Source organism: Hoeflea phototrophica DFL-43 (assembly GCF_000154705.2).
GTDB lineage: Bacteria > Pseudomonadota > Alphaproteobacteria > Rhizobiales > Rhizobiaceae > Hoeflea > Hoeflea phototrophica.
Genome location: NZ_CM002917.1, coordinates 4,454,201 through 4,468,465, shown reverse-complemented (window position 1 = coordinate 4,468,465; position 14,265 = coordinate 4,454,201). Strand labels below are relative to the sequence as shown.

Below are 14,265 nucleotides of genomic sequence, written 5' to 3'. Positions count from 1 at the left end.
GGAAATCGCGAAGCGGATTGTCCTTTGGTGACTGGCCGGTTTATATGAAGAAGCTGTGGATGGACTGTGGAAAAAAGAGAATCCCCTGAAGTCACAGAGTCATAGAATCAGAATCCTTTTCAGTAAGGATTTATTTAATAGGGATGGATGATGACAAACGTCGGGGATCGGAAGGTAATGAAGGTGTTGGCAGGGGAAACGGTGTTTCCACCTCCGGTCTGGCTGATGCGACAGGCAGGACGATATCTGCCCGAATACCGAAAGACCCGTGCGACTGCCAAAGGCTTTCTCAATCTCTGCTACACTCCTGATCTGGCTGTCGAGGTGACATTGCAGCCGATACGGCGATACGGCTTTGATGCAGCCATCCTGTTTTCAGATATTCTGGTGATTCCCGATGCGCTGGATCGCAATGTTCACTTTGTCGAGGGTGAGGGACCGAAGATGGATCCGATCGCGCCCGAGGCAATTGCAAGGCTGGATGCGTCCGGAATGCATGATCATCTGGCACCCGTCTACGAGACAGTGCGTCGGTTGCGGGCGGAACTCCCGCAGGAGACGACCCTGCTTGGCTTCTGTGGCGCTCCTTGGACCGTGGCGACCTATATGATTGCGGGTCATGGAACCCCAGATCAGGCACCTGCACGGCTGTTTGCCATGCAGCATGCTGAAGAGTTCAAGATGCTCATCGATCGATTGACAGAGATCTCGACCGATTACCTGATCGCGCAAATTGATGCGGGAGCGGATGCTGTCCAGATTTTTGATTCCTGGGCCGGTGTGCTTAGCGAAGTGGATTTTCAGAGTTACTCTGTGCAACCGGTGAAACGGATGGTTGAACGGATCAACAGGGAACGCCCCGGTGTGCCGGTGATCGGATTTGCCAAGGGTGCCGGCGCATTGCTTGAGAACTACCGGGAGGAAACGGGTGTCAATTGTGTTGGCCTGGATTGGACGGTGCCGGCAAGTCTGGCGCGCAGGATCCAGAAAGGTGGCGCGGTACAGGGCAATCTCGATCCGCTGAGGGTGATTGCCGGTGGCAGTGCGCTGGATGAAGGCGTCGACCTGGTGCTTGAAACGCTCGGCGAAGGCCCGCTGATTTTTAATCTTGGCCATGGTATTACGCCGCAGGCTGATCCGGAAAATGTGACACGGTTGATGAACCGAATTCGGGGTGCGGCAAAGTCTTGAGCACTGATGTGGCAACCAGCGCTGGCGAAGGCAAAAGGGCGCGCGGAAAAGCCTATCTCTCCATTGCGGGGGTGGTTGGCCTTGCCGCCTTGGGGCTTTGGTATGACCCGCCCTGGCTCTATGACTGGTTGAAGGTGTTGCACATCGTTGCGGTGATTTCCTGGATGGTCGGGCTGTTCTACCTGCCGCGGCTGTTTGTCTATCACGCCGATGCTGAAACCGGCTCTGAACCGTCCGAGACATTTGTGGTCATGGAACGCCGTTTGATCAAGGTGATCATGAACCCGGCAATGATGGTGTCCTGGGTGGTGGGGCTTTGGCTTGCCTGGAGCGGGTTTGCGTTTCTGGGGGTTTGGCTCTGGGTCAAGATTGCGGCTGTAATCGGTTTGACCGTGTTTCATGTTTTTCTGAGCCGCGCCGCACGCCGATTCGCCAGTGGATCGAATCATATGAGCGCGCGGCAATGGCGGATGGCCAATGAAATCCCGACTGTTCTGATGATCCTGGTGATCATCATGGTGATCATAAAACCTTTCAGTTGACCTCTGGCAGGCCCTTCAGGTCGTTTTGTCGCGAAGAGAGGGCTTGCAGCGTTTCACGTGAATCGCTATCTAACGTTCAACGTCTTCTATGGCGGGCGCCAGTATCTTCCTGGCCGGCATACATTGTCGTGTTCCTTTTGCCCGCCTCTCCCCTTTTGTACAATCTAGACTTGGATTTCCCATGCAGGAAATGAAGCTTCAAGAGCTTAAGAACAAAACCCCTACGGATCTGCTTGCCTTTGCTGAATCGGTCGAGGTCGAGAACGCCAGCGTCATGCGTAAGCAGGAACTGATGTTTGCTATCCTGAAACAGCTTGCCGCCCAGGATGTGGAAATCATCGGTGAAGGCGTCGTTGAGGTGCTGCAGGACGGTTTCGGGTTCATGCGCTCTGCCAACGCGAACTATCTTCCGGGTCCGGACGATATCTACATTTCGCCTTCGCAGATTCGCCGCTTTTCGCTCAAGACCGGCGATACGGTCGAGGGCCCCATCCGGGGACCCAAGGAGGGTGAGCGGTATTTTGCGCTTCTCAAGGTCAACACGATCAACTTTGAAGATCCAGAGAAGATTCGCCACAAGGTGCATTTTGACAATCTGACGCCGCTTTATCCAAATGAGCGGTTCAAGATGGAAATCGACAATCCCACGAGCAAAGACATCTCCTCGCGTGTGATCGATCTGGTTGCCCCGCTGGGCAAGGGACAGCGTGGTCTTATCGTGGCGCCGCCGCGAACCGGTAAGACGGTTTTGCTGCAGAACATCGCGCATTCGATTACCGCGAATCATCCTGATTGTTATCTGATCGTGTTGTTGATCGATGAGCGGCCCGAGGAAGTGACCGACATGCAGCGCTCGGTGAAGGGTGAGGTTGTGTCCTCCACCTTCGATGAACCGGCTGTCCGCCACGTCCAGGTTGCCGAGATGGTGATCGAAAAAGCCAAGCGGCTGGTGGAGCATGGCCGGGATGTGATCATCCTGCTCGATTCAATCACGCGACTTGGCCGCGCTTACAATACGGTGGTGCCGTCATCCGGCAAGGTTCTCACGGGTGGTGTGGACGCGAATGCGTTGCAGCGGCCTAAGCGCTTCTTCGGTGCGGCCCGAAACATTGAAGAGGGTGGCTCACTCACCATCATAGCGACTGCGCTGATCGATACGGGTTCGCGCATGGATGAAGTGATCTTTGAAGAGTTCAAGGGAACCGGCAACTCCGAAATCGTTCTCGACCGCAAGGTAGCCGACAAGCGTATCTTCCCGTCGATGGACATTCTCAAATCCGGCACTCGCAAGGAAGACCTTCTGGTCCCGCGTCAGGATTTGCAGAAGATCTTTGTCCTTCGCCGGATTCTCGCACCGATGGGAACAACCGATGCGATCGAGTTCCTGATCGACAAGCTGAAGCAGACCAAGACCAACGGCGACTTCTTTGATTCGATGAACACCTAAGAATCGCTTGATCGGCCGATTCGATTCGGAGCCGGTATCTTTATGCGTGATACGATCTTTGCACTTTCCAGTGGCAACCCTCCTGCGGGGGTTGCCATTGTCCGTATATCTGGATCCGGTGTTCGATTCGGACTCGAAACATTGGTCGGGCAGATTCCACCCGCGCGCATGGCCACATTCTGTGACATCAAGGACAAGAACCAGCTCCGGCTTGACCGCGGGCTGGTTCTGTTTTTTCCGGCACCGCATTCCTTCACCGGTGAAGATGTCGCGGAGTTGCACATTCATGGCAGCCGGGCATCGGTTGCGGCAGTGCTGATGGCACTAACAGACCTCGATGGATTCCGGTTGGCTGAACCTGGGGAATTCACCCGTCAGGCGTTTGAGAATGGCAAGCTTGATCTGACGGAGGTTGAGGGTCTTTCGGATTTGATCCGGGCGGAAACGGAATCTCAAAGGCGGCAGGCCCTGCTGCAGGCGGACGGAGTGCTGCGTTCATTGTATGAAGGTTGGGCCCGACGCCTGACCCACGCCCGCGCGATGATTGAAGCCGAGTTGGACTTCTCCGATGAGGATGACATTCCGGGATCTGTGTCTGACCAGATATGGAAGGATATGGGCCTGCTGCTCGCGGAGATCAGAAGCCATCTGGAATGCGCATCAGCTGCCGAGGTCGTCAGGGATGGGTATCGGATTGCTCTGATTGGTCCGCCCAATGCGGGAAAGTCTTCTCTTCTGAACTATCTCTCCAAACGTGACGTGGCTATTGTGTCGGATATCCCCGGAACCACACGGGATGTGGTTGAGGTCCGTTTGGACATCGCCGGCTATCTGGTCGTGCTTCAGGATACCGCTGGGTTACGGGAATCGAGCGACCAGATTGAGATCGAGGGAATTCGTCGTTCTCTTATAGCGGCAGAAGATGCGGACCTGGTGCTGGAGCTTCATGAATTTGGGGTCCCTGGCCGTGTGGTTCCTAGCGGCGTCAATGAACGTATTGAGATTGTAACCAAGGTTGATTGTTTGGATGAACCTTTTACTGCGGATGATGCAGCGTTTGGGATATCCACGCTGACAGGTGCCGGTATTGATAAACTGCTTGAGGCGATCTCTGAACGGCTGGAGAATTTGGCTCCATCAGGAGAGATGGGATTGCCTACTCGTGCACGGCATGTTGATCTTCTACAAGACTGTGTCACTGCAATCGAGGTTGCGATGAAAAGTGCTGAAGCACCCATCGAGGTGCGTTCTGAATATCTCAGACACGCTGCGAACTCCATGGGCAGAATAACGGGCATGGTCGATGTCGAAGACTTGCTCGGTGTTGTTTTTTCCGAGTTCTGCGTTGGTAAATGATTCACCTGAAACATCTCACATCCAATGACGTCCACGATGATTCACGTGAAACACCGAAAGCCTGAGATGTCTTGTGCGGCGGTGGTTTTCATCACCACCATCTTGACGCCTTTCGCAAGATGGGAATGGATCAATGCGCAAAGGCTGTTTCACGTGAAACGTCTGAGCCTTGACTTAAGTGCACTCATGGCAAACAACACGGCCCTGGAGACATGCTATGGATTATGATGTCATTGTGATTGGTGGCGGACATGCCGGTAGTGAGGCTGCGGCTGCGTCGGCGCGTATGGGTGTGCGAACCGTACTGGTGACTCACAAGCGCAAAAGCATTGGTGTGATGTCGTGCAACCCGGCTATCGGAGGTCTTGGAAAAGGCCACCTTGTCCGGGAGGTGGACGCCATGGGCGGCCTTATGGGTTTAGCTGCCGACCAATCCGGTATTCAGTTCCGGATGCTCAATCGCCGCAAGGGACCTGCAGTCTGGGGGCCGCGGACTCAGGCAGACCGCAAACTCTACAAAGCTTCTATTCAGGCGCAGCTGAGCGCAATCGACAATCTCGATGTGATCGAAGCCGAGGCAGATGGACTGGTCCAGGATGGGCAGGGGCCAACCCATGTCGTGCTCAAGGATGGGCGCCAAATCGGATGCAAGGCTGTCGTCCTCACGACCGGGACCTTTCTTCGCGGTCTCATTCATATAGGGGATCAACGCATTCCTGCCGGGCGGATGAACGAAGCGCCGGCGCTTGGTTTCTCAAACGTCCTCGAGAATGCCGGGTTTGAGTTGGGCCGTTTGAAAACCGGAACACCGGCCCGGCTTGACGGCAAGACGATTGATTGGGACCAGGTGGGGTGGCAGGAGGCTGATGCTGAACCGATTCCATTCTCATTCATGACAGACCATATTGAGGTGCCGCAAATTCGGTGCGGCATCACGCGAACCACAGCTGCGACACACAAGATCATTCAGGACAATATTCATCGTTCTGCCATGTATTCTGGTCAGATCGAAGGGGTGGGTCCGCGCTATTGCCCGTCGATCGAAGACAAGATTGTTCGCTTTGGCGAACGGGACGGGCACCAGATCTTTCTTGAGCCGGAAGGCCTTGATGACGACACGGTCTATCCCAACGGAGTTTCGACGTCTTTGCCCGAAGAAGTGCAGGAGGCGTTTTTGCGGTCCATCCCGGGTTTGCAGGATGTTCGGATCATTCAGCCCGGCTATGCGATCGAGTATGATCACGTTGATCCGCGGGAATTGAGCCATACATTGGAAACACGGCGAATTCCGGGATTGTTTCTGGCCGGCCAGATCAATGGCACCACAGGTTATGAGGAAGCTGCGGCCCAGGGCCTTGTTGCGGGTTTGAATGCGGCCTTGTTGGTTCAGGGCAGAGAGTCTTGTCTGTTCAGCCGGACCAATTCCTATATTGGGGTCATGATTGATGACCTTACCACTAAGGGTGTCAGTGAGCCGTACCGGATGTTTACCTCGCGCGCCGAATACCGCCTGTCATTGCGGGCCGACAATGCGGAACAGAGGTTGACGCCTTTGGCGATCGAACTCGGCTGCCTGAGTTCTGAAAGGGTTGAAAAATCCGCAACCTATTTCGATTCGCTGTCGAAATGTTTGGCCGATCTCAATGCGCGTAACTTGACTCCGAATCAAGCTGCCAGTCGTGGCATATCGCTGAACCAGGATGGGCTCCGGCGAAGCGCGTTTCAATTGTTGTCTTATCCTGAAGTGTCGTTGGAACAGATACTTTCGGTATGGCCGGATCTTGAGGTGTACGGAGACAAGGTGCTTGCGGCGGCAGCGGTTGACGCTGCCTATGCTGTGTACCTTGATCGGCAGCAACAGGATATTGCGCAAAGGCAAAAGGAAGAAGCGCGAGCCATACCGGCGGATTTTGATTATGGTGTGCTGAATGGCTTGTCGAACGAGTTGAAGCAAAAGCTTGAGCGTTTTCGTCCTCCGTCGATTGGGCATGCGGAACGGATTGAAGGTATGACTCCTGCTGCAATCGCGCTTTTGCTTGCGCATCTTCGCCGCACCGATACGGTGGGTTCAGCGAGAGCGAGTTAAGGCTTTGGCAGATACAAATCATATGAGGCAGTATCCGCTGGATTCCGGGTTTGTTTCACGTGAAACACGGGAACGGCTTGAGACCTATGCGGATCTGGTTCGCAAGTGGCAATCCAGAATCAATCTCATTTCCCCCAAGACCCTGCCGGACTTGTGGAATCGCCATATTATCGACAGCCTGCAACTGTTTGCATTGAAGCCTCAACCGGTCCAATGGATGGATATCGGCAGTGGCGCCGGATTTCCGGGCCTGGTCACGGCCATCTGTCTGACCGAGATTGGCGAGGGTTGGGTCCATCTGGTCGAAAGCAACAACAAGAAGGCTGCGTTTCTGCGTCAGGTGATTGGGCAGACGGGTGCGCGTGCAAGCGTTTTGCCAATTCGCATTGACGCGGCCCGGGCAAAAGTCGGTTCGATGGATGCGATTTCTGCCCGTGCATTGGCGTCTTTGCCGGATCTGCTCAGCCATTGCGCACCATTTGTTGAAGATAATCCAAAAACTGAAATGTGGTTTCACAAAGGGTTGGATTATTTCGATGAAGTGCGATCGGCGCGTGACCTTTGGGCCTTCGATCTGGTAGAACATAGAAGTCAGCTGCAGGATGGTTCTGTCATTCTGCAGATCAGCAACCTTTCCAAGCCTACCTGACTCTGCGGACCCTTTCCGATGCCCCATGCAAAGAACCGGATCATCACCATCGCCAACCAGAAGGGCGGCGTTGGCAAGACAACGACGGCGATCAATCTCGCCACAGCCCTTGCTGCGATCGGTGAAGAGGTGCTGATCGTTGATATCGATCCCCAGGGAAATGCCAGCACAGGGCTTGGCATCGACCGCAGGGATCGCGGTGTTTCCGCTTATGATCTGCTGACGCAGAATGCCAGCGTCTCCGATACCGCCATTGAAACTGCAGTTCCGCATCTGAGTATCATTCCGTCAACGATGGATTTGCTGGGCGTGGAGATGGAAATCGCTGGAACACCGGACCGTGTTTTTCGTCTGCGAAAGGCTTTGCAGGCGGATGATGCGAAGTCTTATAGCTACGTGCTGATCGATTGCCCTCCGTCGCTTAACCTCTTGACCATGAATGCGATGGCTGCAGCCCATTCCATTCTGGTTCCGCTGCAGTGCGAGTTTTTTGCACTCGAAGGGCTGAGCCAGCTTCTGGAAACGGTGGGCCAGGTGAGGGACACGCTCAATCCAACGCTGGATATCCAGGGTATCGTGATGACCATGTTCGATGCACGCAACAACCTGGCTCTGCAGGTTGTCGACGATGTGCGCGCCCATCTTGGAGAAAAGGTCTATCGGACATTGATCCCGCGCAATGTCCGGGTGTCCGAGGCGCCGTCCTACGGCAAGCCGGCAATTCTGTATGATCTGAAATGTGCAGGCAGCCAAGCTTACCTGCAGCTGGCATCGGAAGTCATTCAGCGCGAACGCAACCGTAAAGCGGCCTGATCCAGCAGCTGCTGGTGGCAAAAGTGGAAAACGAAATGGCAGAAGATGTATCCAAAAAACGGCTCGGACGCGGGCTTGCGGCTCTGATCGGCGAGATCGATCAACCGGTTTCACCGCAGGCCAAACCTTCGGTTTCTGCTGACCGGATGGTACCGATCGAGCATGTGACCCGCAATCCGCGCAATCCGCGGCGCAATTTCGCACCGTCTGATCTGGAAGATCTGTCCCGCTCGATCCGTCAGCACGGTGTGGTGCAGCCGGTTGTGGTCCGAACCGCAGCTGAGGGACGATATGAGATTATCGCCGGCGAACGCCGCTGGCGTGCCTCGCAGATGGCCGGACTGGTGGAAATCCCGGTCATTGTGCGTGATGTGGATGACAAGACCGCGCTGGAAATCGCGATTGTCGAGAACGTGCAACGCGCCGATCTTAATCCTCTTGAGGAAGCCCAGGGCTATGAGCAGCTGATTGCACAATATGGGTACACGCAGAATGATCTGGGCGAGGTGATCGGCAAAAGCCGCAGTCACGTCGCCAACTCGCTTCGTTTGCTGAAATTGCCGGAAGATGTGCGAACCATGCTGTCCGATGGTGTGCTTTCGGCCGGTCACGCCCGGGCGATTGTGTCGACATCCAATCCGGCGGCTCTCGCCAAGTTGATCGTTGATGGCGGGCTTTCGGTTCGCGATGCGGAGCGCATGGCCCAGAAGGACTCAGAGGAGGCGGCGCAAACAGGTGGTCTGGAGACCAAATCCGCGCGGCAACCCGACAACAAGGACGCCGATACGGTGGCCCTGGAGAAAAGCCTGACTGACGTACTTGGCCTCAAGGTTCAGCTTGCCCATAAGGGACAGGGTGGTCAGTTGCGGATCGATTATAAGACTCTTGAACAGCTGGATGAACTTTGCCGGCTATTGGGCGATAATCGATAATTATATCAATAAGTTATGTGTTACCGGCTGAGCAGACAGGTGCGCAATAGCGCCTGGCGCGCAATCGAAGCTTCCAGCTGTGGCCGTTTCCGTGTCTCCAGAACCGCCTGGGCGAGACGGTACATCTCAGCGTTGATAGCCTTGAGCGTCCAGTGTCTGAGCGCACGCTCAACAATCGGTTTGCGCTTGAAATGAATGCCGCGGCCTTTGTCCGCCATGACCTGGGCTGGCTGGCGCGAATGACCCTCCACCAGAGAGCGCATACCGTCCAGCTGTTCCAGCTGGACCATGCAGCCGCGCAGGACCAGAAAGACCGAGGTCTTGGAGGCCAGGATGCGTTCAAGCGCTGCCTCGAGCCGGCCCGGATCGCCTGAGAACACTGCCTCTATGGCGTCGTCTACAGACAGTGCTGCGACATCGCCAATGGCTTCGACCACATCCGCATCGGTAACTGTCCCGGATCCGTGACAGTAAAGTGCGAGTTTCTTGAGTTCGCCACGGCTCGCAAGCCGGTCTCCGCCAAGCAATTGGCTCAACCGTTGCCGCGCCTCGCCCTGAATGGTCAAACCGGCGCCACCCAGCTCTTCGTCGATCAGCGCCTGAACCCCGCGCGCGTCATCTGCATAGCAGGGAATCGCCAGGGCGGTCTTTGCAGCCTCTATGGTTTTGCGCAAACCCGCGCCCTTTTTAAGGTCGCCCGCTTCGATGAGGAGGTGAGATGTACCGGGGTCAGACTGCGATACGGCGGCAACGGCATCTACCAGTCCGCGTTCGTTGCCGGCATTCTTGATCCATACCAGGCGGTCGCCGCCAAAAAGGCTGATTGCGCCGAATTCGTCAGCCAAACGGCCAGGATCGCCGCTCAGATCAGATGCCTCTAGCTTCAGCACCGAAAAATCATCACTCAGGTCTACACCGGTTTTGGCGGCGACCTGCGCTGCGCGTTCAGACACCAGTCCCCGGTCAGGGCCGTAAACCAGCACGATCCGAAAGGGTGTACCCTGGCGGCGAACGAAACCGGCGAATTCGTGGTTCTTGATCTGAGCCATCGTGCGCCTTTTGCCAGGCCCGCGTTAGCGCGGCAGCACGGAAGCGACGTCGGCACGCACAAGTGCTGCTACGGCGCGTGCTGCGCGTGTTTCGGCTTCCAGCATAGCCCGTTGCTGGGCAACGCTTTGCGATGGGAGGTCAAGCTGAGCTTCTGCCGAACGGACCCCGCTCTTGATCGTTTCGCCAGTGCCGGTGGCCTTTAGCACGTAACTCGCTGTCACCGTGGCGCGGGCCGCCGAAAACTCGTTGTCCACGCCGCCAGGCAATATGCCGCTGATGCTGGCTGATGCTGTCAAATCCAGCGTGTAAGCGCCCGCGGATTGTTCCCCGCCAAAGCCAAGCACCAGTTCATTGCGAACGACCTGCTCAATGCGCGAATCAACCCTAGAGACCGTAATCGAGCGCTCTTGACCCGAAAGATTGCCGTAGAGTGGTTGAGCCTGACAGCCAGCCAGCAGAGCGGCGCCGAGTGTCAGTGCTGCAAAACGGATCGACAGTCTGGTCGACCGCGCTGGTCGCATGACTTCAGATGACAACATTAACGATCCTCCGGGGAACGATGATGAGCTTGCGGGGCGGGTTGCCGCCAGTGGAAGCTTGTACGAAATCGAGCGCCAAGACTGCCTGTTCCACAGCAGCTTGATCGGCATCGGCATCAATTGTCAAATCGCCACGCTTCTTTCCGTTGATTTGCACCGGGAGAGTGATTTGATCGTCAATCACGAGCGCGGGATCATAAGCCGGCCACGTGCTCGTGGCGACCATGCCGTCATTGCCAAGAAGGATCCAGCATTCCTCTGCCAGATGCGGCATCATCGGCGCAAACAGCTGAACCAGATGGCTGGCGGCCTGTTTGCAGGCGCTGGTCAGAACCTCGTCGGCCTTTCCGGCCGCGACGTCAGACAATGGGCCTGCAAGCGTGTTGACCAGCTCGTAGAGCCGGGCAACGGCCTTGTTGAAAGCCAGTTTCTCGATGTCTTCGCCCACTGCCTTTACGGTCTTGTGAGAGGCGCGAGAGACTTCGAGCGCACGGCTTTCTGCGCCGGCTGCGGCTTCAGCGGATTTGAGGTTTTCTGATGCCTCACCTATCAGGCGCCAGATCTTTTGAACAAAACGGTGGGCCCCTTCAACGCCAGCTTCGGACCAGATCACATCGCGGTCTGGCGGTGAATCGGACAGCATGAAGAAACGTGCCGTGTCTGCACCATAGCCATCGATGATGTCGTCGGGATCGACCACATTCTTTTTCGACTTCGACATTTTCTCGATCGAGCCGATGGACAGTGATTCGCCGGTTTGAGAATGGCGCGCCTGGCGCTTTCCGTTCTGCTCTTCGATGATCACATCGGCGGGTGCTATCCACTCCTTCTTGCCATCACGTTCTGCACGGTAGGTTTCGTGCACTACCATGCCCTGGGTGAACAGACCGCGAAACGGTTCCTTGAGATCGACATGACCGGTTTTCTGCATGGCCCGGGTGAAGAAGCGGGAATAGAGCAAATGCAGGATCGCATGCTCGATTCCACCGATATACTGATCGACCGGCAGCCAGGCATTGGCGGCGGCGGGCTCGGTCGGAGTGTCACAGCGTGGCGCCGTAAAGCGGGCGAAATACCAGGATGAATCCACAAAGGTGTCCATCGTGTCGGTTTCCCGGCGGGCATCCTGGCCGCAGGTGGGGCAGGCGATGTGGCGCCAGGTCGGATGGTGGTCGAGCGGATTGCCCGGTGTATCGAGTGTCACATCATCCGGCAGCTGGACCGGCAGGTCTTTAGCCGGCACAGGAACCACACCGCAGATGTCGCAATGGATGACCGGGATTGGTGCACCCCAATAGCGTTGGCGTGACAGGCCCCAGTCACGCAGCCGGAAATTGGTTTTCCGTGCGGCCTGCGGCGCATCGTCAAGTGTGCGGGCTTCCAGCATACTGGCGACCCGGTCGAAGGCTTCGGCGGGTGAGAGCCCATCGAGGTCTCGGGAATTGATCATGACGCCGTCGCCGACATAGGCCTCGTCGGTGATCACGAAGCTTGCTGCGTCGGCATCCGCCGGCATAACCACCGGGGTGACCGGCAGGTTGTACTTGCGGGCAAAGTCCAGATCGCGCTGGTCGCCAGAAGGACAGCCGAAGATTGCCCCGGTGCCATAGTCCATCAGGACGAAATTGGCGATGTAGACCGGCACGGTCCAATCGGGATCAAGCGGGTGGACCACATTGACTGGCGTGCGGTAGCCAATCTTTTCGGCCGTTTCGAGAGCGGCGAGCGAGGTACCGGCGCGCCGGCACTGGTCGCAGAACTCGGCAATCGCCGGATCTTTCGTTGCCAGATCTTTGGCAATCGGGTGATCGGCGGCAATGGCCATGAAGGATGCGCCATAAAGCGTGTCCGGACGGGTGGTGTAGACTTCGATCTCGCTGGCGCCGCCGGCGGTCTCCGGATCAGCGATCTGCCAGCGAAGCGACAGGCCTTCTGACTTGCCGATCCAGTTCTTCTGCATCAGACGGACCTTTTCGGGCCACTGATCCAGCCCGTCGAGGGATTGCAGCAGATCTTCGGCAAAATCCGAAATCCGGAAGAACCATTGGGTCAGCTCGCGCTGTTCAACGAGAGCTCCCGACCGCCAACCGCGGCCGTCGATGACCTGCTCATTGGCGAGCACGGTCATGTCGACCGGATCCCAGTTGACCTTGGAATTGCGGCGATAGATCAGGCCTGCAGCGAGGAAATCAAGAAACAGCGCCTGCTGCTGCTTGTAGTAATCGACATCGCAAGTGGCGAATTCGCGGCTCCAGTCGAGCGACAGCCCCATTGACTTGAGCTGCTTGCGCATGGCGTCGATATTGGCGTAGGTCCATTCACGCGGATGAACCTTGTTCTGCATCGCGGCGTTTTCAGCCGGCATGCCGAAGGCGTCCCAGCCCATTGGATGGAGCACGTTGAAACCGCGGGCGCGCTTGTAGCGGGCGACGACGTCGCCGAGCGCATAGTTGCGCACATGGCCCATATGGATGCGGCCTGACGGGTAGGGAAACATTTCGAGGACGTAGTATTTGGGGTCCGGACTGTCATTGTCCGTCTCGTAGATCTTCGCCTCATCCCATTGGCGCTGCCAGCGGATTTCCGCCTGTTTGGGATTGTACCGTTCAATTGCCATATGCGATCACCAGAAACCTCTTCGGATTTGGCCGCGACCTTCACCATGAAACCCGGCAAGCGTCAACCATTGAGCTGCTCTCAAGGCACTCTTCGAGCCGCTTGAAGCCAGGATTGGTCGTTGATCTGGTCAGGACCGAACAATGCGGTGACAATCGGTTCTCAAGGCCGGAGGATAATGGTGTGACACCGCATGCTGTTGTAGGCTTCGCATTGGCAAGTTATTGCGGCTGCGCTAACACCTCGTGATAAACCGATCCCAACAGATGGAGCGCCAGATGGACGCCACCAAGAATCTTGCGAAAGTGCTTGCGGACATTGCCGACGCAGAAACAAGCGCCGGACGCCCGGCCGGTTCGGTGGGATTGGTGGCGGTTTCCAAGACCAAGCCTGTCGAGGAGATCCGGCCTGTCATTGCTGCCGGACGGCGGGTTTTCGGCGAAAACCGGGTTCAGGAAGCACAATCGAAATGGCCGCAGCTCAAAGCTGAAACGCCGGATCTCGAATTGCATCTGATCGGGCCGCTGCAATCGAACAAGACCGCCGATGCGGTGGCGTTGTTTGATGTGATCCAGACCGTGGACCGGGAAAAAATCGCGCGCGAGATTGCCCGGGAAATCAAAAAGCAGGGCCGCGCCCCTGGTTTGTTCATTCAGGTCAATACCGGATCAGAACCCCAGAAAGCAGGCATCGAGCCGGATGCCGCCGCGGCTTTTGTCGATCTGTGCCGGAGTGAGCTCGGCCTTACGATCCGCGGTTTGATGTGCATTCCGCCATTTGATGAAAACCCTGGTCCGCATTTTGCCCTTCTGGCGAATATCGCCCGGGAAGCCGGGCTGGAAGAGCTGTCGATGGGCATGTCGGATGATTATCCGATCGCAATCGCCTTTGGGGCGACGCAGGTGCGTGTCGGATCGGCGATTTTTGGCGCGCGCAATACGCACTAGCGGTTCACCGTTTCAGCCCAAGCCTCGCGGGCACCGTACTGAGAGTACGGGTCAGGCCAGCCATGCTTTGCCCTGAGCGGCTTGGTTGCATTGGCGG

12 protein-coding genes are annotated in these 14,265 nt (G+C 56.6%); 9 read left to right on the top strand and 3 right to left on the bottom strand.

Features of this window, described 5'->3' with window-relative positions:
- The first annotated feature begins 177 nt into the window (after positions 1–177).
- The 8 genes from hemE (at position 178) to HPDFL43_RS21150 (ending at position 9,016) form a co-directional block, all read left to right on the top strand.
- Positions 178–1,191 carry a uroporphyrinogen decarboxylase gene (hemE, locus tag HPDFL43_RS21190; RefSeq protein ID WP_156970360.1) on the top strand — a complete coding sequence of 338 codons (1,014 nt, stop codon included), beginning with the start codon at positions 178–180 and terminating at the stop codon, positions 1,189–1,191.
- On the top strand, positions 1,188–1,733 hold the full coding sequence (gene hemJ / locus HPDFL43_RS21185) for a protoporphyrinogen oxidase HemJ (protein WP_007199483.1): 546 nt from the start codon (positions 1,188–1,190) through the stop codon (positions 1,731–1,733). The genes hemE and hemJ overlap by 4 nt, the downstream gene beginning before the upstream one ends.
- A 181-nt stretch (positions 1,734–1,914) precedes the next feature.
- Complete coding sequence (gene rho / locus HPDFL43_RS21180; RefSeq protein ID WP_007199482.1) at positions 1,915–3,180, top strand: transcription termination factor Rho; 1,266 nt, start codon at positions 1,915–1,917, stop codon at positions 3,178–3,180.
- Positions 3,181–3,222: 42 nt separating this feature from the next.
- A complete protein-coding gene (mnmE, locus tag HPDFL43_RS21175; RefSeq protein WP_040449426.1) occupies positions 3,223–4,536 on the top strand; it encodes a tRNA uridine-5-carboxymethylaminomethyl(34) synthesis GTPase MnmE in 1,314 nt (437 codons plus the stop codon).
- 217 nt (positions 4,537–4,753) lie between these two features.
- Positions 4,754–6,622, top strand: a complete 1,869-nt coding sequence (gene mnmG, locus HPDFL43_RS21165) for a tRNA uridine-5-carboxymethylaminomethyl(34) synthesis enzyme MnmG (RefSeq protein ID WP_007199479.1) — start codon at positions 4,754–4,756, stop codon at positions 6,620–6,622.
- A 22-nt stretch (positions 6,623–6,644) separates the two neighbouring features.
- Positions 6,645–7,271 carry a 16S rRNA (guanine(527)-N(7))-methyltransferase RsmG gene (rsmG, locus tag HPDFL43_RS21160; protein ID WP_007199478.1) on the top strand — a complete coding sequence of 209 codons (627 nt, stop codon included), beginning with the start codon at positions 6,645–6,647 and terminating at the stop codon, positions 7,269–7,271.
- 18 nt (positions 7,272–7,289) lie between these two features.
- Entirely contained in the window at positions 7,290–8,084 is a 795-nt protein-coding gene (locus HPDFL43_RS21155) for a ParA family protein (RefSeq protein ID WP_007199477.1), read from the top strand.
- A 35-nt stretch (positions 8,085–8,119) separates the two neighbouring features.
- Positions 8,120–9,016, top strand: a complete 897-nt coding sequence (locus tag HPDFL43_RS21150) for a ParB/RepB/Spo0J family partition protein (protein ID WP_007199476.1) — start codon at positions 8,120–8,122, stop codon at positions 9,014–9,016.
- A gap of 20 nt (positions 9,017–9,036) precedes the next feature.
- Here HPDFL43_RS21150 and holA read toward each other — a convergent pair whose 3' ends face one another.
- Genes holA through leuS form a run of 3 tightly spaced genes read right to left on the bottom strand, consistent with a single transcriptional unit; the run spans position 9,037 to position 13,222 of the window.
- Positions 9,037–10,065: a DNA polymerase III subunit delta gene (gene holA, locus HPDFL43_RS21145; protein ID WP_007199475.1), complete on the bottom strand. Its 1,029-nt coding sequence runs from the start codon at positions 10,063–10,065 to the stop codon at positions 9,037–9,039.
- Between the two features lie 24 nt (positions 10,066–10,089).
- Entirely contained in the window at positions 10,090–10,605 is a 516-nt protein-coding gene (locus HPDFL43_RS21140; RefSeq protein WP_156970359.1) for a hypothetical protein, read from the bottom strand.
- A complete protein-coding gene (gene leuS, locus HPDFL43_RS21135; RefSeq protein ID WP_007199473.1) occupies positions 10,592–13,222 on the bottom strand; it encodes a leucine--tRNA ligase in 2,631 nt (876 codons plus the stop codon). Before leuS ends, HPDFL43_RS21140 begins: the two co-directional genes overlap by 14 nt.
- A gap of 277 nt (positions 13,223–13,499) precedes the next feature.
- On the opposite strand from leuS, the gene HPDFL43_RS21130 reads away from it, so the two are divergent.
- A complete protein-coding gene (locus tag HPDFL43_RS21130; RefSeq protein WP_040450682.1) occupies positions 13,500–14,168 on the top strand; it encodes a YggS family pyridoxal phosphate-dependent enzyme in 669 nt (222 codons plus the stop codon).
- The last annotated feature ends 97 nt before the right edge of the window (positions 14,169–14,265 follow it).

What these genes read in the sequence shown, in the direction of transcription:
- hemE (WP_156970360.1), top strand. Translation starts at nt 178, where the DNA reads ATGAAGGTGTTGGCAGGGGAAACGGTGTTTCCACCTCCGGTCTGGCTG.
- rho (WP_007199482.1), top strand. Translation starts at nt 1,915, where the DNA reads ATGCAGGAAATGAAGCTTCAAGAGCTTAAGAACAAAACCCCTACGGAT.
- mnmE (WP_040449426.1), top strand. Translation starts at nt 3,223, where the DNA reads ATGCGTGATACGATCTTTGCACTTTCCAGTGGCAACCCTCCTGCGGGG.
- mnmG (WP_007199479.1), top strand. Translation starts at nt 4,754, where the DNA reads ATGGATTATGATGTCATTGTGATTGGTGGCGGACATGCCGGTAGTGAG.
- rsmG (WP_007199478.1), top strand. Translation starts at nt 6,645, where the DNA reads ATGAGGCAGTATCCGCTGGATTCCGGGTTTGTTTCACGTGAAACACGG.
- HPDFL43_RS21155 (WP_007199477.1), top strand. Translation starts at nt 7,290, where the DNA reads ATGCCCCATGCAAAGAACCGGATCATCACCATCGCCAACCAGAAGGGC.
- HPDFL43_RS21150 (WP_007199476.1), top strand. Translation starts at nt 8,120, where the DNA reads ATGGCAGAAGATGTATCCAAAAAACGGCTCGGACGCGGGCTTGCGGCT.
- holA (WP_007199475.1), bottom strand. Translation starts at nt 10,065, where the DNA reads ATGGCTCAGATCAAGAACCACGAATTCGCCGGTTTCGTTCGCCGCCAG.
- HPDFL43_RS21140 (WP_156970359.1), bottom strand. Translation starts at nt 10,605, where the DNA reads ATGTTGTCATCTGAAGTCATGCGACCAGCGCGGTCGACCAGACTGTCG.
- leuS (WP_007199473.1), bottom strand. Translation starts at nt 13,222, where the DNA reads ATGGCAATTGAACGGTACAATCCCAAACAGGCGGAAATCCGCTGGCAG.
- HPDFL43_RS21130 (WP_040450682.1), top strand. Translation starts at nt 13,500, where the DNA reads ATGGACGCCACCAAGAATCTTGCGAAAGTGCTTGCGGACATTGCCGAC.